This window comes from Promicromonospora noduliphila (genome assembly GCF_056951025.1).
The window spans coordinates 4,248,459-4,267,964 of sequence record NZ_CM167806.1; the positions used below are offsets into that span (position 1 = coordinate 4,248,459).

A 19,506-nucleotide genomic window follows, 5' to 3' on the forward strand; every position below is an offset into this window, starting at 1 on the left:
GTATGCCCTCCGGAACGACCGAACTCTCCCCCGACGCCGCGCGCCGGCACCGCCTGCACGCGCAGGGGCTCACGCGCGCCGGAGGGACACGGGCCGACGGCGGACCGCGGGCCGGCGGGACGCAGAACGACGGCGGACCACCGGCCGACGGCGGGTCGCCCGGGCCCGTGGACGTCGTCCGCCGGATGGTCTCCCTGCAGGGTCAGGACCTGCCGGCCGTGCTGCGGGCGATCGCCGTCCGGTCCCGTCCCGGCACCACGCTGGAGGACGTACGCGCCCGGTTCGACGCCGGCGAGCTCGTGCGCGGATGGACCCAGCGCGGCACCCTCTTCGCGACCACTCCCGACAACCTCGCCGCGCTCGTCGCGCTGACCGGTGAGCGCATGCTGCGCACCGGCCAGCGCGTCCTCGACGCCGAGGGTCTGGACGACGCCGTGGTCGCCCAGGCGGAGGCGGTCGCTCGGGAGGCGCTGGAGGCCTCCGGGGCCGACCGCGGGATCTCGCGCGCCGCGCTGACCGAGCTGTGGCGGGCGGCCGGGGTGCCCGTCGAGGGCCAGCGCGGGTACCACCTGATCGCCACCCTGGCGATCCGCGGGGTGCTGCACTGGGGGCCGTTCGCCGGGGCGCAGCAGCTCGTGGTCGCCACGCAGGGCGGGGTGGCCACGCCGGGCGGGGTCGCGGCCCAGGGCGGGGTCGCGGCCCAGGGCGGGGTCGCGGCGCCGGACGGGGTCGCGGCGCCGGACGCCGGGCGGGGAGCGACGCCGCCGGAGGATCCCGATATGGCCCTGCGCCGCATCGCGCGGTCCTACTTCGCCAGCCGCGGGCCGGCCACCACCGACGACCTCGCGTGGTGGCTCGGCCTGCCCAAGACACCCGTGCGCGCGGCGGTGGCGGCGCTGCGCGAGGAGCAGCCCGACAGCATCGTCGACGTGGTGGTCGACGGCAGGGCGATGCTCATCGGGCACGCGGTCGCCGCGCACGGGCCGGGGGCCGACCTGGCGCCGGCCGATGCCCCGGAGCCCGGCACGGCCGCGGCGTTCGCCGAGCTGGCCGAGCCCGCCGGCGTCGTGCTCGTGCCAGGGTTCGACGAGATCGTGCTGGGCTACCAGGACCGAGAGCTGGTCGCGGACGCCGAGGCCATGCGGACCGTCATCCCGTTCACCAACGGCGTCTTCCGCCCCGCCGTCCTCGTGGACGGCCGCCTGGTCGGAACCTGGCGCCGCGCGCCCAAACGGGACGAGGCACCGTTCGAGCTCGTCCCGGGAGTCCGGGCCCGCGCCCGCAAGGCCGTCGAGGCCGCGGTAGCCGCGTGGCACTTGGGCTAGGGTCCACGAACAGCCCTGACCGCCTACACGATCGAGGTTGCCGATCTGGCCGCGGCCGAGGACCACCTGCGCCGCGAGGGCGTGGAGCTCCGACGGTCCGCCGACGGGCGGCCCTTCATCCCAGCCAAGGTCGCGCTCGGCGCCACGATCATCCTCGAACAGGCAAGGTGAACCGCGTGAAGCAGGCGGCCACAGAGCACTGACCGCCTGCCAGCCCAGGACACCGAAATGACCATGCATGTGCTGCCAGGCGCCGACCCTGTTTGGCAGCAACTGCATGGTCATTTCTCGTGGGCGACGCGCCGTCCGCCCGCGCTCCGATCCGGGACGGGTCAAGATGGAGCATGCTGCTCGCCGAGGTCGCCGCCACGTCCGACGCCGTCGCCGCCACGCGCTCGCGCCTGGCCAAGCGCGCGGCCATCGCCGACCTGCTGCGCCGCACGGCCGACGGCGACCGGACCGCGAGCGCGGAGACCACGACCGACCGAGCCGGTGTCACCACCGCCGACCCGACCGCCGCCGACCTGGAGATCGTCGTCGCCTACCTCGCCGGCACGCTACGCCAGCGCCGCACTGGCCTGGGCTGGGCGGCACTGCGCGACCTCCCGCCGCCCGCCGCGGATCCCGCGCTCACGGTGCACGACGTCGACGCGGCGTTCGCCGCGATGGCGACCCTGGAGGGCCCCGGATCCGCCCAGGAGCGCTCCGCGGCGGCCACGGCGCTGTTCGGCGCGGCGACCGAGCGCGAGCAGGCGTTCCTCCGCGGCCTGGTCGCCGGCGAACTCCGGCAGGGTGCGCTCGACTCGGTCATGGTCGACGCCATCGCCGAGGCCGCTGGCACGCCCGCCGACGCCGTCCGCCGGGCGGTCATGCTGCGCGGCGCCACGGGGCCGGTGGCGAGTGCGGCCCTCCTCGCGGACGACCCGCTCGCCGCGCTGGCGGAGTTCACGCTCGAGGTCGGGCGGCCTGTGCGGCCGATGCTGGCCCAGTCGGCGCCGGACATCGCCGCCGCGTTCGCGAAGCTGGGCTCAGCACTGGCGCCCGCTGAACCGGATGCGGAGCCTGACGCAACTCCCGACACCACGACCCAGTCAAAGCCAGCCGGCAAAGCCGACGCACAGCCAGACACCGACGCAGGCAAGCTCTGCGTCGACGTCAAGCTCGACGGCATCCGCATCCAGGTGCACCGGCTCGGCGACGACATCCGCGTCGTCACCCGCTCCCTGGATGACATCACCGAGCGCGTACCGGAGATCGTCGAGGTGGTGCGCGCCCTCCCGTCAGACCGGCTGGTGCTCGACGGCGAGGCCCTCGCCGTCGGCGAGGACGGCGTGCCGCGCCCGTTCCAGGAGACAGCGGCCCGATCGGCAACCAGGGAGACGGCGGCCCGCTCAGCCACCAAGGAAGGGTCCGCGCGATCGGCGGCCAAAGAGACCGCTGCTGTTCCAGCGACCAAGGAGGCAAAACCAACCAACGGCACCACCAGGGAGGCGGAGCTGGCCGCCCAGCTCCAGCTCTCGCCGTTCTTCTTCGACGTGCTGCACGCCGACGGCCGCGACCTGCTCGACGCCCCGCTCCGCGAGCGCCTGGCGGTGCTCGACGAGGTCGCGGCGCCGCACACCGTCCGCCGTCTGGTGACGTCCGATCCCGAGGCCGCCGCCGAGTTCTTCGCCGGCGCGCTGCGCGAGGGCCAGGAGGGCGTGGTGGTCAAGTCCCTGGAGACGCCGTACGCGGCCGGACGGCGCGGCGCCGGCTGGATCAAGGTCAAGCCCCGCAAGACGCTCGACCTCGTGGTGCTGGCGGTCGAGCGCGGCTCGGGCCGCCGGCAGGGCTGGCTGTCCAACATCCACCTCGGCGCGCGCGACCCCGAGGGCGGCTTCGTGATGCTCGGCAAGACCTTCAAGGGCATGACCGACGAGATGCTGGAGTGGCAGACCACCCGCTTCACCGAGCTCAAGACCGACGACGACGGGTGGGTCGTCCACGTCCGGCCGGTGCAGGTCGTGGAGATCGCCTTCGACGGGCTGCAGCGCTCCACTCGCTACCCGGGCGGGCTCGCCCTGCGGTTCGCGCGTGTGCTGCGCTACCGCGACGACAAGACGGCGGACGAGGCCGACACGATCGAGACGGTCCGGACGCTGGCCGGTCTCTGACCTGGCGAAGGTCGAGCCACGAACGTCATCCGGCGAGATGTTCCCGGAGAAACGCGGTGATCTCCGCCCGCGCGGCCCTGGCCTGCGGCACCACCCCCGGCATGCTGACGAACGCGTGCATCGCACCGCGATGTTCGGTGAGCCGCACGGGCGTCCCCGACTCCCGGAGCCGTTCGGCGTAGCGGCGCCCCTGGTCGGCCAGCGGGTCCAGGGTCGGCAGCACGAGGAGCGCGGGGGCCAGCCCGCCGACGTCGTCGGCGTACAGCGGCGACACAGCGCGAGGATCGGTTCCGGGCGGAACGGCCAGCCGCTGGTACAGCCGTAGCTGCGGCAGGGTCAGGGTCGGACTGTCGGCGTGCCGGGTAATCGAGTCGTGGTCGAACGCCGTCTCAGTCAAGTCGAGGGCCGGGTTGACCAGCACCTGCGCCCGCAGGAGCAGGCCGGACCGCCGAGCCCGGAGCGCGACCGCCGCGGTCACCAGCCCGCCGTTGCTCTCGCCGAAGACCGCGGCCCGGTCCGCGTCGGCTCCCCACCGCGCGGCGTTCTGCAGGAGGTGCCGCAGCACGTCCCAGCCGTCGTCGACGGCGGCCGACACCGCGGTCCCCGGAGCGAGGAGACGGTGCTCGACCGAGACGACGAGGGCGGGCAGCCGTGCCGCGAGGTGGCTGTTCACCCAGTCGCTCTGCACCGCGGTGCCCACGAACCCGCCGCCGTGCACGTGCAGCACCAGGGGCAGGGCGCCCCCGCCGTCGCGCCGGGACGACGGCCGGTACACGCGGACCCGGAGCGCGCGGTCGGGCAGCGCCACCTCCTGCGACGCGATCGCGGCGCCGCGGTCCGGGAACCCGCTGATCACCCGGATCAGGCGAGACGCCCGCCTGCGGTTCTCCGCAGCGCTGAAGGCGGCCAGTTCCTCGGCCGACAGCTCAGACCAGTCGGGCTAACCCGCACGGCCTGCAGCAGCCGGATACCCAATGGCGGTCGGTCCACGCCGACGACGTCGTTCATGTCTTCTCCTCGGTCCGAGCTGTTTCGCTACCCATGGTATCGAAACTAACGGTAGCGCAATTGGCTATCGTGGCGCCATGGCCTCAGCGAGCACACCCGCCAAGCAGCCCGGCCGCCCCCGCGCCGGCATCGACGCCGTGGTCTTCGCCGCGACGCTGAGCACGGTCGACGAGCTGGGCTACGCGGGCGCGACGATGGACCGCATCGCCGCGGCGGCGGGCGTCGCCAAGACGACGATCTACCGGCGCTGGCCGTCGAAGGGGGCGCTGATCGCCGACTGCCTCGTCGACGCCTTCGGTCCCCTGCCGTTGACGGGCGCAAGCCGGGACGAGGACATCTCCGCGGCCATCCACTGGGGCGCCGCGCGGATCGCCAGGCCCGGGGTGGGCGCGGCGTTCGCGGGGGTGTTCGTGGATGCGATGAGCGACCCCAGCCTCCGCGAGATCCTGTCCACCCGGCTGCAGGACCCCTACCGGCGCGCGCTCCAGGACGCGCTCGGCGAGCCCGAGCACCGGGTGCTGCTCGTCATCGACGTCGTCGTCGGAACCCTGCTGCACCGGATGGGCATGACCGGCGCGCCGATGGCCGACGCCGACGTCGACGCGCTGGCCGAGATGGTGCTGCGCGGCTTCGTCGGCGAAACCCCTTCGGCCCGACGGCGATGACTTTTCCCGGGGTGACCGGTCGTATCACCGACGAGCATCGACCGCACTCAAGGGAGAGCATCATGGCCGCCACCTACACGTTCGACGTCTTCTCCAGCCTCGACGGCTTCGGCTCCGCCACCGGCGACTGGACCGGCTACTGGGGCAAACAGGGCCCTGAGCTGCTCGACCACCGCCTCGGCCTGTACACCGAGGGGCAGCGGATGGTCTTCGGCGCCAACACCTACCGGATGTTCGCGCGGATGCTGGCCGAGAGCACCGAGGACTCCGACGTCCGCGACCCGTGGGTCACGCGGATGAGGAACCTGCCCGCGACGGTGGTGTCGTCCACGCTGCACGAGCCCCTGGACTGGCCGGACGCGACCATCGCGAGCGGCGACGCCGTCGACGTCGTCGCCCGGCTCAAGGAGGAGTCCGACGTGCCGCTGCGCTCGCACGGCAGCCTGTCGATGAACCGGGCGCTGATGGCCGCCGGCCTCGTCGACCGCGTCCAGGTGACGATCTTCCCGGTCATCACCGGCCAGAACGGCGAGGAACCGATCTTCGGGGGAGCAGCCGACTTCGACCTGGAGCTCATCGAGCACCGGACGCTCGACAACCACATCCAGGAGCTCACCTACCGGCCGACTCTGCACGGCTGAGGGTCGTCGCCAGCGCCGACGAGGACCGTCCGACGCACGCCGTCGAGCGGTGCAGGTCAGGCATCTGGCCAGGGCCGTTCGATGTGCTGTTCGGCGAAGTCGTCGCGCGGGATGGCATGGTGCCAAGCGGCGTCGCGCCAGTAGTTGTGCTCGATCACCACGGCCGGGTCCTGGATCAATTCAGCGCCGAGAAACCGGTCGTCGTCCGCGAAGTGCATCTTGGCGACCGACTTCGAGTCGAACAGCCAGTAGTCGTGATCGGGCAGTCCGCCCGCCTGTTCACGAGGAAGGTAGCGGATGTCGTCGCCCGCCCGGTTCGTTGCCTCCGCCTCAAGGAGGCCCCACTCGTTGTACGTGCTCAGGGGCAGCGACACGACGCGGACTCGGTGGAACCGCCGGCCGGCGTCCGTCGCCTGGCGCACGTGCGTCAGCCAGTCCGACGTTCGGTCCCGGTCGATCCAGCCCTCTTCGATGTACCGGCGCAGGTCATCCTGCTCGCTCGGCGCGTTGTACGCCTCGCGGACCTCCAGCCGGAACGCCGTGTGCTTGAACTGGCGGAACATCCGGCCGAACTCTGGCCCGGGCGGGATCAGCTCGCTCATGGTCTTCCGTCCTCTCCTGGTGCCGGCGAACCCACATACCGATGGCATCCTCCGGCGCCTCGATGACCGTCTGGCAGACCGCCCGAAGCGAGGGTGGGCCTACTGACGGTCGGCGGTAAACCAGAACGCGCGCACGTGGGCTGTCCCAGACCAGCTCTTCACACTGGCCTCTTGACGGGTCCGGACGAGGCCTGGACCATGGCCAGGCAGGTTCATTTCTTTCTAGCAAGGGAGCCCCGTCATGCGTGCACGCCTCATCGGCAAGGACCCTCAGTCGCCGGAAAAGAACTCACCCACGCTGTTTGCTACCGACCGCACCGACCGAAAGACGTTCCTCGTTCAGGGCTGGAAGGTGACCGACCGCAGCGCACTGGCCGACGTCGGCGAAATCCCCGGTCACGAGGACATCGTCGAGGTGCCGGTCGACATCCTGGAAATGTACGTGGCCTACAAGAAGCAGGAAGGGCAGTCCTGAGCACCGTGACACCGATCGGCGCAGAGTGGGAAGAACTCTTCGATTCCTTCGAGCACACTGCCTACCGGCTTGAGGTCCGTGAGCGGTACAACTCGAGGCTCGATCAACTCGAGTTGTTCGTGCGCGATGGGCGTGTGGGCACCGACTGGCTGGAAGGCTGGCTGGACGAGGTCCGCGAGGCGGCAAGCCAGGGACGAACCTACAAGCGCGTCCGGGTGGTCGACACGCCACTCAGCGACTACTCCAGGTTCAGCCTCTGGCTGGCGACCTACAACAACGAGGCTGGCGAGGACATCCGTTACCTCGCCCGCTCGGACGCCGACAGGCTCGGCCTGCCGACGTTCGACTACTGGATGTTCGACTCCCGCACGGTGGCCATGATGCACTTCGATGATCAGGACACCCTCCTGGGCTTCGAGCTGATCGAGGACCCGGCCGCGGTGGTCGACATGAACCACGCGCGTGATGCAGCCTGGCATCACGCCGTCACGAGAGATGACTTTGCCGCGAAACACTTCGATCAACGCTGACATCCGAGAGGCGCGCAACGAACTAGGCGCGCGCCTTCGGGACTTGCGGCGAGCCGCTGGCCTCACGGGTCAGCGGCTCGCCGATCTTCTGTCGTGGGTGCCGTCAAAGGTCTCCAAGATCGAGCACGGCCGGCAGTCCCCGACGGCCGACGACATCCGAGTGTGGTGCCGCGCGGTCGGCGACGAGGCCGCGATCAAAGGTCTTCTGGCGGACCTCCACACCATCGAGACCCGCTTCCAAGAGTGGCAGCGGATCATGCGTGGTGGTCTCGGCCAGATGCAATCGGGGGTGGCGCGATGGGAACAAGAGACCCGCGTCTTCCGTAGCTATCAGTCGCTTGTCGTGCCCGGCCTCTTCCAGACGCCGGACTACGCGCGCGCACTGCTCGAACGGGCCAGTCAGGTCTGGACGCAAGGTACTGGCGTAGACGAGGCGGTCGCGGCACGCATGCAACGGCAGGGAATCCTGTACGACACCTCGAAGAAGTTTCGCGTCGTGCTCACCGAGGCAGTCCTGCTGTACGCCGTGTGCTCGCCACCCGCGATGCTCGCTCAGATCGACCGGCTCATGACGGTATCAATGCTGCCGAACGTGCGGCTGGGAATCATTCCCTTCGAGCGAGAGTGCGCCATCGCACCGGAGCACACTTTCTGGGTCTACGACGATCAGCTCGTGCTGTTCGAGACCATCTCCGCGCAGCTCAACCTGCAACAGCCGCAGGAGATCGAACTGCACACCAAGGTGTTCGAGTCGATGGCGCTGGACGCCGACTACGACCAGAAGGCGCGGGCCATCCTTCACCGGGCAAGCAAGCAAATCGCAGCCAGGATTCCGCCCGAGAAAGATTGAGAAAGAAACTCGCTCGCCGCGGTCGATGTCCATAATCTCCAACGCATGGCCTCCCCATCGCCAACGCACCAGACGGCGCACCACCTTGGCCCCGTCGGTCCCGTGCTCATTGCGTGCGACATCGACGGCACCCTCCTGCGCACCGGACGCCCGGTGACCCGAGCCGTCCTTGACGCGACGGTCGCCGTCCGCGCCGCAGGGCATCACCTCGTCCTCGCGACCGGTCGGTCCTTGGCCGGGGCGCTGCCCGTCGTCGCGCAGCTCGGGCTACAAGAGACCTGGGTCGTGGCGAGCAACGGCGCCGTCACCGCGCGCCTGACCGGAGGCCGCTACGAGGTCATCGAGCGGCACGATCTGGACGCGGAGAAAGCCGTCCGTGCCAGCGTCGCCGTCGTACCCGGCATCCGGATCTCCGCGGAGATCGTCGGCATGGGATACCGCGTGAACATCCTGTTCCCCGAGGCAGAGCTCAATGGCACCCAGCACAGCATCCAGGGCCTGGAGGAACTCTGGGCCCAGCCCACACCACGCCTGTCCCTCCACGGTCCTGGCGTCTACCGCGTGACGCCGACGCTCCGCACCCTCGGGTTCACTGCGATATCCACCCGTAGCGATTGGGTCGACGTCACGGCACCTGGCATCTCCAAGGCCAGCGCTCTTGAAAAGGTCCGCACCGAGCTGGGCGTCGAGGAGCACGCCACCGCGGCGATCGGCGACGGCGAAAACGATCTGGAGATGCTTGCCTGGGCGGCATTCGGCTTCGCCATGGGACACGCACCCATACCTGTGATTGCCGCCGCTGACCATGTCACCGGCACAATCGACCAGGACGGAGCGGCCACCGCGCTGCTCGCACTGCTGTCCTGACGCACGGCTTGAGCCCACCACGTGAGATCACTGAGATCCTGGAGGACCGCCATGAAGCTGCGTACGCACTCCCACCACGAAGTGGCCGGCTCATGAGCGGCCTCATCCCGCTCGACTCCCGCTGGCATGACCTGTTCGAGACGTTCGAGCACACCGCCTACCGGCTGCATGTGCGGGACAACTACAACACGTCCCTCGAACGAGAGCCGAAGGCTCAGTTCATCGAGACCGGAACGGCCGATCTTGAGTGGTTCCAAGACTGGCTCACATCCATCCGAGAGGCGAAGGCAGCAGGACGCATCTTCCGCCGTGTTCGAGTGGTCTCCCTTCCGCTGACTGACAGCGCTCGGTACATGCTCTGGGTCGCGCAGTTCAACAACGAAGCAGGCGAGGACATCCGCTACCTCGCCCGCGACGACGCACAAGGCCTGCCCGACTTCGACTACTGGATGTTCGACTCCCGGACCGTCGCCAAGATGCACATCAACGACCAAGACGAAATCGTCGGCTTCGAACTCATCGAGGACCCCGCCGTGGTGGTCGACCTCAACTACCAACGCGACGCCGCGTGGCACCGCGCGATCCCGAGGGATGCCTTTGCCGCCGAACACCTCAACGGCGTCAAGAGGGACGGACCTCACGAGGACAAGTAGGTCAGCCAGATACCGTGCGCGAGGATGACGGTGTGGATCCGAGAGCTGGTGCTGACCCGGTCCTGAAACCGTTGTGCTTGGTCATCAACGGACCCTCGGCCGCAGGGAAGTCGACCTTGACGACGAAGATCCAGGATCGCGCCGAGATCCCTTTGCTGAGGTTCGGACTCGATGAGCTCTTCCGCATGGTGCCCGACCATTGGGGAGGCGGGTTACCCGAGGCACGACACGCGGACCGGGGGTTTCGCTACGAGGCGATCGACGGGCGCGGAGGTGTGCGACGGATTCGTTCCGGCTCCGACGGCCTGCTGATGCTGGAAGCGATGAACGCCGCCATAGCGGCCATGCTGCAGGTCGGCCAGAGCGTCATCGTGGACGGGCAGCCATTCGAGCCCGCAGCCAACCAGGACCTCGAATCCCGGCTCGGGGAGTTGCATCGGACCGGCGCGGCAGTGGTCGCGATCGTCGAACTCAAGGTGGATGACAGCGAACTTGAGGATAGACAGCGCCGGCACGAGCATCCGGCGGGCCTCTCGTTGTTCCACAACAGTCAGCCGGCGCAGTCGGCAAACCCTGATCTGGTCATCGGTACGACCGGCCTGAACCCAACGCAGGTGGCAGACCTGCTCTGGGATTGGCTCGTCGAGCTGTATCCAGCGATCGAGACCGGCCGCGCGCTGACCGACTGAGTGCCGTCAGCCCTCCCGCACCACCTCACGCCAAGGCGGCCCACTAGCTCCCTCGCTGAGCCGGGCCCGGTAGGCGTTCAGCTTTCCGTCCAGGACGTCGAGCTGGTGCTCGGTGCGCTCCAGGGTCTCCTGGAGACGCTGCCGGTGGGCGAGCAGCAACGCCAGCCGGTCGCCGTCAGCGGCGCCCTGCCGTGCCAGCCGGGCGTAGGCGGCGATCTGCGCGATGGGCATGTCGAACTCGCGCATCAGCGCGACCTTCTCCAGCCAGTCGACGTCGTCGGGGTGGTAGAGCCTGCGACCCTGCCCGTCCCGTTCGATCGGGCCCAGGAAGAAGCCCTCCTCCTCGTACAACCGGATGGTGTGGACGCTGAGCCCCGTGCGCTCGGAGACCGCTCCGATACCGATGTGTTCCACCCGCCAACCGTAGTTCGCGATGGTACGAGCGCGCAGCGAGGACGGACTTGTCCTCGACCGCGGTCTAGGTCCTAGCGTCACGGGCATGGACCGATTCCACGGAAAGACCATCCTGGTGACGGGCGCCTCGAGCGGCATAGGGCTCGCCGGCGCCCGCCGGCTGATCGCCGAGGGCGCTACGGTGATCGGGACCGGCCGCTCGCCCGACCACCTGGAACACGCTCGCGCAACCCTGGGCCCGGCGACGGTCCTCGTCCGCGCCGACCTGGCCGAGACCGCCGGTGTGGCCGCCGTCGTCGAAGCCGTACGGGAGCACGGGCCGCTGGACGGCGTCTGGCTGAACGCGGGGCTCGCCGTCGCGGGCGGGCTGGACGTCGACACCGCGACCTTCGACGCGGTGATGGGCGCGAACGTCCGCGGGCCGCTGCTGCTCATGGCCGCGCTCCAGGACCAGATCCGGGACGGCGGCACTGTGTTGGTCACGAGCTCGTCGTCGGTGTACGAGGCGCAGGCCATGGTGGCCCTCTACGCCGCGAGCAAGGCCGCCCTCGCCACCGCCGCGCGGAACTGGGCCGAGGCGCTGGCGCCGCGCGGCATCCGGGTCAACACGCTGACGCCGGGCCCCATCACGTCGAACCTGCGCAGCGTGCTGCCCGCCGAGCAGCGCTCGCAGTTCGAGGAGGAGCTGGCCACACGGGTGCTGCTGCGCCGGGTGGGCGACGCCGACGAGGCGGCCGCGGCAGCGGCCTTCCTGCTCTCCGCCGACGCCTCCTTCATCACCGGCGCCGAGCTGGTCGCGGACGGCGGGCTCGTGTTCCGCTGAGCAGCGTGCCTTCCGACGCCGGGTCACCCGTCGAGGGGAATCGGCGCCAGCGTGTCCCGCAGCCGCCGCGCGTACGGGTGCTCCGGGTCGTCGAAGACCGTCGCCGCAGGCCCGGACTCCACGATGCGCCCGGACTGCATCACCGCGACGTCGTCGCTCATGTGCAGCGCGACGCCCAGGTCGTGGGTGATGAGCAGGTAGGCGAGGTCGCGCTCGCGCTGGAGCCGGTCGAGCAGGTCGAGCACCTGCGCCTGGACCGAGACGTCGAGCGCGGAGACCGGCTCGTCCAGCACGAGCACCCGGGGGTCGGCCGCGAGCGCCCGCGCGACGGCGACCCGCTGCCGCTGCCCGCCCGACAGGTGCAGCGGGCGCCGGGTGGCCAGCGCCGGGTCGAGGCCCACCGTGTCCAGCAGGGCCGACACCTCCGCGCGCACGGGTCCCGGCCGGACCGACCGGCCGCGGGTGACGGCGTCCGCGAGGATCGCGCCGACGGTCCACCGCGGGTCGAACGAGCTGAGCGCGTCCTGGAACACGGCCCCGAGGAGCGGACGGCGTGGGCGGCGCTCGGCCTCGGGCAGCGGGCTCCAGGGCTCGCCGAGCAGGGTGACCTCGCCGGCGTCCGGCCGTTCGAGCCCGAGCAGGAGCCGGGCGGTGGTGGACTTGCCGGACCCGGACTCGCCGACCAGCCCGAGGGTCCGGCCCGCCCGGAGCGTGAGCGACACGTCGTCGGCGGCAACGATCTCCCGTCCGGCGACGTGAAAGGTCCGCGAGAGCCCGCGCGCCGCCAGCAGTTCGGCGCCGGGCCCCCGCCCGGCGCCCACGCCGCCAACACCAGCACCAGCCGCCCCACCCACCAACGCCGTCCCCCGCGGCCGCCCCGCCGGGACGGCGTCCACGAGCGTGCGGGTGTACGGGTGGCGCGGCCGCTCGAACACCTCGGCGGGCGTCCCCTCCTCGACCACCACGCCGTCGGTCATGACCAGCACCCGGTCCGCGACGCCCAGGACGACCGACAGGTCATGGCTGATCAGCAGCACGCCGACGCCGTCGTCGCGCAGCTCGCCCAGCAGCCGGAGCACCCCGGCCTGGACGGGCTGGTCGAGCGCGGTGGTGGGCTCGTCGGCGACGAGGAGCCGCGGGCCGCCCGCGATGCCCGCCGCGATGAGGGCCCGCTGGCGCTGCCCGCCGGAGAGCTGTCCCGGGCGCTGGCCCGCCCGCAGCGCGGCGTCGTCCAGGCCTACCCGGTCGAGCAGCTCGATGGTCCGCGCGCGCCGCGCGGCGGCGTCGAGGTCGGTGTGCAGGGCGAGCGTGTCGCCGATCTCGCGGCCGATGGGCCGCAGGGGGTCGAGGGAGACGAGCGCGTCCTGCGCGATCAGGCCGACCGTGCCGCCGCGCAGCCGGCGCAGGCGCCGCCCCGAGAGCGTGCGCACGTCCTGCCCCGCGACGGTCAGCCGGGCGGCCGAGACCCGCGCGCCCTCCCCGGCCAGGCCGAGGATGCTGCGCGCGGTGACGCTCTTGCCCGAGCCGGACTCGCCGACGATCGCCACGCACTCGCCAGCCGCGACCTGGAGGCTCACCCCGTCGACGACGCGCCGTCCGGAGAACTCCACCACCAGGTCCCGGACGTCCAGCACCGGCGCCGTCACGACGCGCTCCTGTTCCGCTTCTGGACCCCGCGCCCGACCACGGTCGCCGCCGCCGCGCTGGCGACGATCGCGAGGCCGGGGAAGAACGTCATCCACCAGAAGTTCGCGATGTAGGTGCGGCCGGCGGCGAGCATCGCGCCCCACTCGGCGGCGGGCGGGACGGCGCCCAGGCCCAGGTAGCTCAGCGACGACACCCAGATGACCGCCTGCCCGAGGCCGAGGGTGGCCAGCACGAACAGCGCGGCGGTGACGTTCGGCAGGATGTGGTGGGCCACGATCCACAGCCGCCCGCGCCCCAGCACCCGGGCGGCCTCGACGAACTCCGCGGACGCCGTCCGCCGCACCTGGGAGCGGATGATCCGCGCGTAGCCGGGCGCGGTGGCCAGGCCGACGGCGATCGTCGAGCTCAGGACGCCCGGCCCGGTGACCACGATGAAGAGCAGCGCGAGCAGCAGGCCGGGGAAGGCGAACAGTACCTCCACGAACCGGGTGGTGCCGAAGTCGAGCCAGCGCGGGCCGAGCCCCGCCAGGAAGCCGAGCACCACCGCGAGGCCGATGCCGATACCCGTGGCGAGCACGCCGATCAGGAGCGAGTCGGACGCGCCGTGCACCACGCGCGTGTAGATGTCGCGGCCGGACTCGTCGGTGCCGAACAGGTGCGCCGCCGACGGCGGCTGGAACGCGTCGGCGTGCGAGACGGCGAGCGGGTCACCCGGGGCGAGGAGGCTCGGCCAGAGCGCCGCGACGACCAGGAGCAGGAGCACCAGCCCGGCGAGCGCCTCGGCGACGGTGGGCCGGAACCCGGCGGCACGCGCAAGAGCAGCACGCGCACCGCGGACGACGACGGCGCCCGGCCCGCTCATTCGGTCACCGCCCTCGTGCGCGGGTCGATGAGCCGGTCGGCCACGTCGGTGACCAGGGTCATGACCGTGTACGCGAGCGCCACCACGAGCACGATGCCGGTCACGAGCGTGACGTCGCGGAGCTGGACCGCGGACAGCAGGCTGCGCCCGAGGCCCTGGCGCGCGAACACGGACTCCACGACCACGGCACCGCTGATCAGCGACCCGAAGGCCCAGCCGGAGAGCCCGACGGCGGGGATCGCGGCGTGCCGCAGGGTGTGCCGCCAGAAGATCCGCACCTCGCTCTCGCCGCGGGCCCTGGCCGTGGTGACGAAGGGCGACTCCATCGCCGTCAGCAGCGACTCGCGCATGACCTGGCCGAGGAACCCAGCCAGGGGGATCGCCATGGTGAGGGCGGGCAGCACGATGCCGAGCGGCCCCGGCACGCTGACCGGCGGGAGGATGCCGAGGGTGAGGCTGAAGAACAGGATCAGCACGGTCGCGAGCCAGAAGTGCGGCACGGCCGCCGCGACGAGCTCGAGCCCCGAGCCGATGGCCCACGCGACCCGCCCGCCCCGCACGCTCCAGGCCGCGAGCCCGCACGCGAGCGCCCAGGCCAGGGCGAGCGAGCACAGGGCGAGCGCGAGCGTGGCGCCGAACTGTTCCCCTATCGCCGTCGCCACGGGCTTGTGCAGGGAGTACGACTGGCCCAGGTCGCCCACCACGAGCCGCCCGAGGTAGGTCAGGTACTGCACCACGAGCGGCTGGTCGAGGCCGTACTCGCGGCGCACCTGCGCCAGCGCCTCCGGCCCGGCCTGCGAGCCGGGGCCGCCGAGGATCGCCTCCGCCGGGTCGCCGGGGATCAGCCGGAGGGCGAAGAACGTGATGGTCGCGGCGGCCCAGAGCACGAAGACGACCCCGCCCGCGCGCAGGAGCAGCCAGCGCCGGTTGCCCGGCACCGGGCTCCTGCGCGCCCCGGTGGTGGGGACCGGAAGCGTCAAGGCGCCAGCCAAGCCCCGGCGAAGGTCGGCGTGGACACCGTGGGCATCGCGCGCAGCCCCTGCACGGTCGACGAGCGCAGGAAGTGGTTCTGCTGGTCGTACAGCGGCAGGATGTAGTAGCCCTCCAGGATGATCCGCTGGGCCTGCTCGTAGAGGCTCGCCCGCTCGTCGGCGTTGCTCGTCGCGGAGGCCCGGGTGAGCAGGTCGTCCAGGGCCGGGTCGTCCACCTGTGCCAGGTTCGCGAAGTAGCCGCTCGGCGCCGGCTCGATGCTGGCGGAGTGGTACAGGATGCGCAGCACGTCCGGGCCCACCTTCGTGTACGGGGCGCTCACCAGGTTGTAGTCGTTCTCGGCCAGCGCGCCGTACCAGCTCGACAGGTCCAGCGGATGCAGCCTGACCTCGAAGCCCGCCGTCTTCGCGTCCGCCTGGATCTGCTCGAACAGGGACTGCTCGGCCGGGATGGACTGGTTGGTGCTCACCGGGAAGTCGAGGGTGAGCCGCTCACCGTCCTTGACCCGGTAGCCCTCGGCGTCCCGCTCGTCCCAGCCGGCCTCGTCCAGCAGGTCGGCGGCGGCGTCGGTGTCGACGGTGAACAGGTCGGGCAGGCTCAGGCCGAGCGGCTCGACGCTCGACAGCGGCGAGTAGGAGCGCTCGGCGGTCCCGAAGAACAGGCTCTCGATGCCGGAGTCGACGTTCACCGAACGGATGAACGCCTCGCGCACGCGCTCGTCGTCGAACGGCGCCTTGCCCGAGTTGAGCTCGATGCGGTTGGCCGCGCCGGGGCGCGGGGCGTCCAGCTCCTCGATCGCGTCGTCGGACTCGGCCGACCGGATCGTGTCGGGCTGCGCGTTGTCGATCACCTGCACCTCGCCGGACTGGAGCGCGGCGTAGCGGCTCGCGGAGTCCGGGATGAACCGCCACACGATCGAGTCGAGGTACGGCAGCCCGCTGCCCTCGGCATCGGCGGGCGGTGAGTTGTAGTCGTCGTTCCGCACCAGGGTCACCGAGTCCTGCCGCTCCCACTGGTCGACGACGAACGGCCCGGTGCCGACCGGCGCGGCGCAGTTCTCCTCCTGGCTGCGCTCCAGGGCCTTCGGCGACTCCATCGCCACCCACACCTGCGACAGCGACTCCAGCAGCGCGGAGTCGGGGGCGCTGAGCTCCAGCCGGACCACGTGGTCTTCGACGGGGACCACTTCCTCGATCTTCGCCAGGGCGAGGTAGCCGGTCGACGACGCCGTGGCCGGGTCCTGCACGTGCGCGATGTTCGCGGCGACGGCCTCGGCGTCGAACGGGGTGCCGTCGGTGAACGTCACGTCGTCGCGCAGGGTGAACTCCCACGCCAGGCCGTCGTCGCTCTCGGTCCACTCGGTGGCGAGCCACGGGATGACCTCGCCGTCCTCGTCCAGCGACACGAGCGACTCCAGGTACTGCGTGGCGATGAGCGCCTGCGGGTAGTTGCCGCCCACGTGCGGGTCGAGGCACGACGGCTCGGCGTCGCCCGACGCGTACGTGAGGGTGCCGCCCGACACCGGCTCGCCCGACGGCTCCGCCGTCGTCCCTCCCCCGGGTGAGCAGGCGGCGAGCAGGAGGGCTACGGCTGCCGTGACGACGACGGCGGCACGCGGGCGGGAGAACCGGCGCGAGGGCATGGCTTCGTGTACATCCTGTCTGGAAGGTGGTTCCGAACGACTCCGTTCATGCTGCCAAACTGCAGGCCTCGGGGGCGGTATTCCGCAGACTGGCACGAGGTGAGGCGCGCCACACGGCGGGCGAGACACCTCCACGTCCGCGCTTCTGCATCCCTTCCGCGCTTCTGCATCCCTGGAGGAGACTTCCACACTCTCAGGAGATGTGCTCCACCGGGAGATGTGCTTCCACACCCCCGGGAGAAACCCCCGGAGAACGGTTCCTCCCGAGGGCGCGTTGCGGCGAGTAGACATCGTCGACTCACCGCAACACAACCCCGGGACGAAGTCTTTCCCTGCATGTCCACGAGAGCACTCGTCGAACATGCGCCCCGTCCGGCGGGCATCGGGAACTCTCCCGGACACCCCCTCGTTCTCACCCCGGCACCCAGGCGTTTTCCTCCCGGCAGGAAGGGCTCCCCGCATATACTCGCCGGGTTCGGACGCCCTATCACGAGGAGCACCGATGACCGAGCCGATGCCGCTTCAACCGCCCGCCCCCGCCGAGCCCCTCGTGCTCACCGCTCCGGACCCGGTGCAGCCGGTCGCGACCACGCAGGCGCCGAAGATGGCGCCCAAGGTGGACCCCGCCGTGGCGCCGGCCCTCGACCAGAAGGTGACCACCTACCTGGACGGCCTGCTCAGCACCGACACCAAGAGCCCCGAGTTCGCCCGGCGGGCCGACGACGTGCGCACCATGGGTGACCAGGACATCCGCCAGGCCGCTGACTCCAGCAACCGGCTGCTGGCCACGCCCGTCCGGGCGCTCAAGGAGGGCGGCCTCGCCGACGGCTCCAAGGTGGGCCAGACCCTGCTGGAGCTGCGCCGCACGGTGGAGGGCCTCGACCCGTCCGAGGCGAGCGTGGGCCGCAAGATCCTCGGCGTCATCCCGTTCGGGGACAGGATCCAGGACTACTTCCGCCGCTACGAGTCCGCCCAGGGCCAGCTCAACGCCATCATCCAGGCGCTGTACAACGGGCAGGACGAGCTGCGCAAGGACAACGCGGCGCTCAACCTGGAGAAGCAGAACCTCTGGGACACGATGACCCGGCTCAACCAGTACATCTACGTGGCCGAGCGGCTCGACGCCCAGCTCTCCGCGAAGATCGCCGAGCTGCAGGCCACCGACCCCGACCGGGCCAAGGCGCTGTCCGAGGACGTCCTGTTCTACGTGCGCCAGAAGCACCAGGACCTGCTCACCCAGCTCGCCGTCTCGATCCAGGGCTACCTCGCGATCGACATCATCATCAAGAACAACGTCGAGCTCACCAAGGGCGTCGACCGCGCGACCACCACGACGGTCTCGGCACTGCGCACCGCCGTCATCGTGGCGCAGGCCCTGGCGAACCAGAAGCTGGTGCTCGACCAGATCGGCGCCCTGAACACCACGACGTCGAACATGATCGCCTCGACGTCCAAGATGCTCGCCGACCAGTCCGCGAACATCCAGGAGCAGGCCGCGAGCTCGACCGTCGGCATCGAGCAGCTCCAGGCGGCGTTCGCAAACATCTACGCCACGATGGACTCGATCAGCGACTTCAAGACCCGGGCGCTCGACTCGATGTCGCAGACCATCGGCGTGCTGCAGACCGAGACCACCAAGGCCGCCGAGTACGTGGAGCGGGCCAAGCGCACCGACACCGAGGGCGTGGTGGGCGGCTCGCTCGACCTCGGCACCCGGTGACGGGCCCCGTGGCGGCACGCTCGGAGCAGCGCATGGGCTGGTGGCAGCGGATCTTCGGCGGCGGGCGCGCGCAGGAGGAGGAGCAGCCCGTCGCGGTCCCGGCCCCGCCCACGACCGAGCAGATCGTGACGTCCGTCGACGCCGTCATGGCCCGCGTCTCGGGCAAGGCGCCCGCCGCGGTCACGGCCCGGGTGCAGCGCGTGGCCGAGACCGTGCACGAGATGGCTCCGCGCCTCGACCGGCTGGGCGCAGGCTCCCAGCAGGCGCACACCGTCGTCGCCACGGCGACGAGCTACCTGCCCGAGGCCGTCGACGCCTACCTGCGCCTCCCCCGCGACTTCGCCGACCGGCGCGTCGTGGACCGCGGCAAGACGTCGCTGATGATCCTGTGCGACCAGCTCGACCTGCTGGGCGCCACCATCGACAAGATCTCGGACGCCGTCTCCCGCGCCGACGCCGTAGCCCTCGTGGCCCACGGCCGCTTCCTGGAGGAGAAGTTCGGCACCTCAGGCGGCCTGACCCTCCCCGGCACGACCGGCACGACGTCGGGCCCCCCGCCCCTGGAGGCCCCGTGACCACCCCGGGCGAAGGCTCTGCAAGCACCCCGGGCAAAGGCCCCGCGAGCACGACGGCGCTGGCCGCCGCCCTCGACGCCCTCGCCACAGCCGCCACCGCCGCCGGCCTGGACGCCCGAACAGCCCGCACCGAGGGCGCAAGCCTGGCCGCCGCAGTAGCAGAGTCATCCCCAGGCGCCCCAACAGACTGGCTGACGGCCACGGCAACGGCCGCCCCGCCGACGCCAAGCCACGGCACCCACGCATCCACCCACCCGCCGTCGCCCACGCCCACCCGGACGCCACCCGCGAGCACCCCGACGCCGCCCGCGAGCACCCTGCAACCTTTCTTCGACGCCGCAATCAGCGCCCGCCGCTGGCGCTCCGCCCCCACAG

At 71.2% G+C, this 19,506-nt stretch carries 20 protein-coding genes; 13 read left to right on the forward strand and 7 right to left on the reverse strand.

All coding sequences use genetic code 11. The features are described from left to right. Nucleotides 1-2: 2 nt before the first annotated feature. The gene (locus tag AC0QU1_RS18600) at nucleotides 3-1,325 is read left to right on the forward strand and encodes a winged helix DNA-binding domain-containing protein (protein ID WP_483571457.1); all 1,323 of its coding nucleotides are present in this window, start codon (nucleotides 3-5) and stop codon (nucleotides 1,323-1,325) included. 344 nt (nucleotides 1,326-1,669) lie between these two features. Continuing rightward, nucleotides 1,670-3,478: an ATP-dependent DNA ligase gene (locus AC0QU1_RS18605; RefSeq protein WP_483571458.1), complete on the forward strand. Its 1,809-nt coding sequence runs from the start codon at nucleotides 1,670-1,672 to the stop codon at nucleotides 3,476-3,478. Nucleotides 3,479-3,503: 25 nt separating this feature from the next. On the opposite strand, the gene AC0QU1_RS18610 is transcribed toward AC0QU1_RS18605, so the two are convergent. Further along, a complete protein-coding gene (locus tag AC0QU1_RS18610; RefSeq protein WP_483571459.1) occupies nucleotides 3,504-4,334 on the reverse strand; it encodes an alpha/beta hydrolase in 831 nt (276 codons plus the stop codon). 229 nt (nucleotides 4,335-4,563) lie between these two features. Between AC0QU1_RS18610 and AC0QU1_RS18615 the strand changes: the two genes are divergently transcribed. Continuing rightward, a complete protein-coding gene (locus AC0QU1_RS18615) occupies nucleotides 4,564-5,151 on the forward strand; it encodes a TetR/AcrR family transcriptional regulator (RefSeq protein WP_483571460.1) in 588 nt (195 codons plus the stop codon). Nucleotides 5,152-5,213: 62 nt separating this feature from the next. Continuing rightward, nucleotides 5,214-5,792, forward strand: a complete 579-nt coding sequence (locus AC0QU1_RS18620) for a dihydrofolate reductase family protein (protein WP_483571461.1) — start codon at nucleotides 5,214-5,216, stop codon at nucleotides 5,790-5,792. 56 nt (nucleotides 5,793-5,848) lie between these two features. Here the strand turns inward: AC0QU1_RS18620 and AC0QU1_RS18625 are convergent, their stop codons facing one another. After that, nucleotides 5,849-6,394 (reverse strand): DUF6879 family protein, encoded by a 546-nt coding sequence (locus AC0QU1_RS18625; RefSeq protein WP_483571462.1) that lies wholly within the window; start codon nucleotides 6,392-6,394, stop codon nucleotides 5,849-5,851. 241 nt (nucleotides 6,395-6,635) lie between these two features. On the opposite strand from AC0QU1_RS18625, the gene AC0QU1_RS18630 reads away from it, so the two are divergent. The 6 genes from AC0QU1_RS18630 (at nucleotide 6,636) to AC0QU1_RS18655 (ending at nucleotide 10,458) form a co-directional block, all read left to right on the forward strand. Further along, nucleotides 6,636-6,869 (forward strand): hypothetical protein, encoded by a 234-nt coding sequence (locus AC0QU1_RS18630; RefSeq protein WP_483571463.1) that lies wholly within the window; start codon nucleotides 6,636-6,638, stop codon nucleotides 6,867-6,869. 5 nt (nucleotides 6,870-6,874) lie between these two features. After that, nucleotides 6,875-7,399, forward strand: coding sequence for a DUF6879 family protein (locus AC0QU1_RS18635; RefSeq protein ID WP_483571464.1), 525 nt, complete (start codon nucleotides 6,875-6,877; stop codon nucleotides 7,397-7,399). Further along, on the forward strand, nucleotides 7,365-8,249 hold the full coding sequence (locus AC0QU1_RS18640; protein WP_483571465.1) for a helix-turn-helix domain-containing protein: 885 nt from the start codon (nucleotides 7,365-7,367) through the stop codon (nucleotides 8,247-8,249). Before AC0QU1_RS18635 ends, AC0QU1_RS18640 begins: the two co-directional genes overlap by 35 nt. Before the next feature lie 45 nt (nucleotides 8,250-8,294). Further along, nucleotides 8,295-9,116, forward strand: a complete 822-nt coding sequence (locus AC0QU1_RS18645; RefSeq protein WP_483571466.1) for an HAD family hydrolase — start codon at nucleotides 8,295-8,297, stop codon at nucleotides 9,114-9,116. A 92-nt stretch (nucleotides 9,117-9,208) separates the two neighbouring features. Then, a complete protein-coding gene (locus AC0QU1_RS18650; RefSeq protein ID WP_483571467.1) occupies nucleotides 9,209-9,769 on the forward strand; it encodes a DUF6879 family protein in 561 nt (186 codons plus the stop codon). Nucleotides 9,770-9,885: 116 nt separating this feature from the next. Then, nucleotides 9,886-10,458 (forward strand): phosphotransferase-like protein, encoded by a 573-nt coding sequence (locus AC0QU1_RS18655; RefSeq protein ID WP_483616272.1) that lies wholly within the window; start codon nucleotides 9,886-9,888, stop codon nucleotides 10,456-10,458. Between the two features lie 6 nt (nucleotides 10,459-10,464). On the opposite strand, the gene AC0QU1_RS18660 is transcribed toward AC0QU1_RS18655, so the two are convergent. Next, nucleotides 10,465-10,872 (reverse strand): MerR family transcriptional regulator, encoded by a 408-nt coding sequence (locus tag AC0QU1_RS18660; RefSeq protein ID WP_483571468.1) that lies wholly within the window; start codon nucleotides 10,870-10,872, stop codon nucleotides 10,465-10,467. Between the two features lie 85 nt (nucleotides 10,873-10,957). On the opposite strand from AC0QU1_RS18660, the gene AC0QU1_RS18665 reads away from it, so the two are divergent. Beyond that, on the forward strand, nucleotides 10,958-11,695 hold the full coding sequence (locus AC0QU1_RS18665) for an SDR family oxidoreductase (protein WP_483571469.1): 738 nt from the start codon (nucleotides 10,958-10,960) through the stop codon (nucleotides 11,693-11,695). 23 nt (nucleotides 11,696-11,718) lie between these two features. On the opposite strand, the gene AC0QU1_RS18670 is transcribed toward AC0QU1_RS18665, so the two are convergent. From AC0QU1_RS18670 to AC0QU1_RS18685, 4 genes are read right to left on the reverse strand one after another with little or no spacing between them, the layout of a single operon-like run. Continuing rightward, nucleotides 11,719-13,341, reverse strand: coding sequence for a dipeptide ABC transporter ATP-binding protein (locus AC0QU1_RS18670; protein ID WP_483571470.1), 1,623 nt, complete (start codon nucleotides 13,339-13,341; stop codon nucleotides 11,719-11,721). Continuing rightward, entirely contained in the window at nucleotides 13,338-14,204 is an 867-nt protein-coding gene (locus AC0QU1_RS18675; protein WP_483571471.1) for an ABC transporter permease, read from the reverse strand. The genes AC0QU1_RS18670 and AC0QU1_RS18675 overlap by 4 nt, the downstream gene beginning before the upstream one ends. Next, the gene (locus AC0QU1_RS18680; RefSeq protein WP_483571472.1) at nucleotides 14,201-15,184 is read right to left on the reverse strand and encodes an ABC transporter permease; all 984 of its coding nucleotides are present in this window, start codon (nucleotides 15,182-15,184) and stop codon (nucleotides 14,201-14,203) included. Before AC0QU1_RS18680 ends, AC0QU1_RS18675 begins: the two co-directional genes overlap by 4 nt. Next, a complete protein-coding gene (locus AC0QU1_RS18685) occupies nucleotides 15,181-16,836 on the reverse strand; it encodes an ABC transporter substrate-binding protein (protein ID WP_483571473.1) in 1,656 nt (551 codons plus the stop codon). Before AC0QU1_RS18685 ends, AC0QU1_RS18680 begins: the two co-directional genes overlap by 4 nt. A 502-nt stretch (nucleotides 16,837-17,338) precedes the next feature. On the opposite strand from AC0QU1_RS18685, the gene AC0QU1_RS18690 reads away from it, so the two are divergent. Both AC0QU1_RS18690 and AC0QU1_RS18695 read left to right on the forward strand, forming a co-directional pair. Continuing rightward, entirely contained in the window at nucleotides 17,339-18,556 is a 1,218-nt protein-coding gene (locus AC0QU1_RS18690; RefSeq protein WP_483571474.1) for a toxic anion resistance protein, read from the forward strand. 8 nt (nucleotides 18,557-18,564) lie between these two features. Continuing rightward, a complete protein-coding gene (locus AC0QU1_RS18695; RefSeq protein ID WP_483571475.1) occupies nucleotides 18,565-19,131 on the forward strand; it encodes a hypothetical protein in 567 nt (188 codons plus the stop codon). Nucleotides 19,132-19,506 lie beyond the last annotated feature (375 nt).

Bases quoted from the DNA above. Each gene is read 5' to 3' on its own strand.
- AC0QU1_RS18605 (WP_483571458.1), top strand. From the start codon at position 1,670: ATGCTGCTCGCCGAGGTCGCCGCCACGTCCGACGCCGTCGCCGCCACG.
- AC0QU1_RS18665 (WP_483571469.1), top strand. From the start codon at position 10,958: ATGGACCGATTCCACGGAAAGACCATCCTGGTGACGGGCGCCTCGAGC.
- AC0QU1_RS18640 (WP_483571465.1), top strand. From the start codon at position 7,365: ATGACTTTGCCGCGAAACACTTCGATCAACGCTGACATCCGAGAGGCG.
- AC0QU1_RS18650 (WP_483571467.1), top strand. From the start codon at position 9,209: ATGAGCGGCCTCATCCCGCTCGACTCCCGCTGGCATGACCTGTTCGAG.
- AC0QU1_RS18625 (WP_483571462.1), bottom strand. From the start codon at position 6,394: ATGAGCGAGCTGATCCCGCCCGGGCCAGAGTTCGGCCGGATGTTCCGC.
- AC0QU1_RS18645 (WP_483571466.1), top strand. From the start codon at position 8,295: ATGGCCTCCCCATCGCCAACGCACCAGACGGCGCACCACCTTGGCCCC.
- AC0QU1_RS18685 (WP_483571473.1), bottom strand. From the start codon at position 16,836: ATGCCCTCGCGCCGGTTCTCCCGCCCGCGTGCCGCCGTCGTCGTCACG.
- AC0QU1_RS18620 (WP_483571461.1), top strand. From the start codon at position 5,214: ATGGCCGCCACCTACACGTTCGACGTCTTCTCCAGCCTCGACGGCTTC.
- AC0QU1_RS18600 (WP_483571457.1), top strand. From the start codon at position 3: ATGCCCTCCGGAACGACCGAACTCTCCCCCGACGCCGCGCGCCGGCAC.
- AC0QU1_RS18675 (WP_483571471.1), bottom strand. From the start codon at position 14,204: ATGAGCGGGCCGGGCGCCGTCGTCGTCCGCGGTGCGCGTGCTGCTCTT.
- AC0QU1_RS18690 (WP_483571474.1), top strand. From the start codon at position 17,339: ATGACCGAGCCGATGCCGCTTCAACCGCCCGCCCCCGCCGAGCCCCTC.
- AC0QU1_RS18615 (WP_483571460.1), top strand. From the start codon at position 4,564: ATGGCCTCAGCGAGCACACCCGCCAAGCAGCCCGGCCGCCCCCGCGCC.
- AC0QU1_RS18630 (WP_483571463.1), top strand. From the start codon at position 6,636: ATGCGTGCACGCCTCATCGGCAAGGACCCTCAGTCGCCGGAAAAGAAC.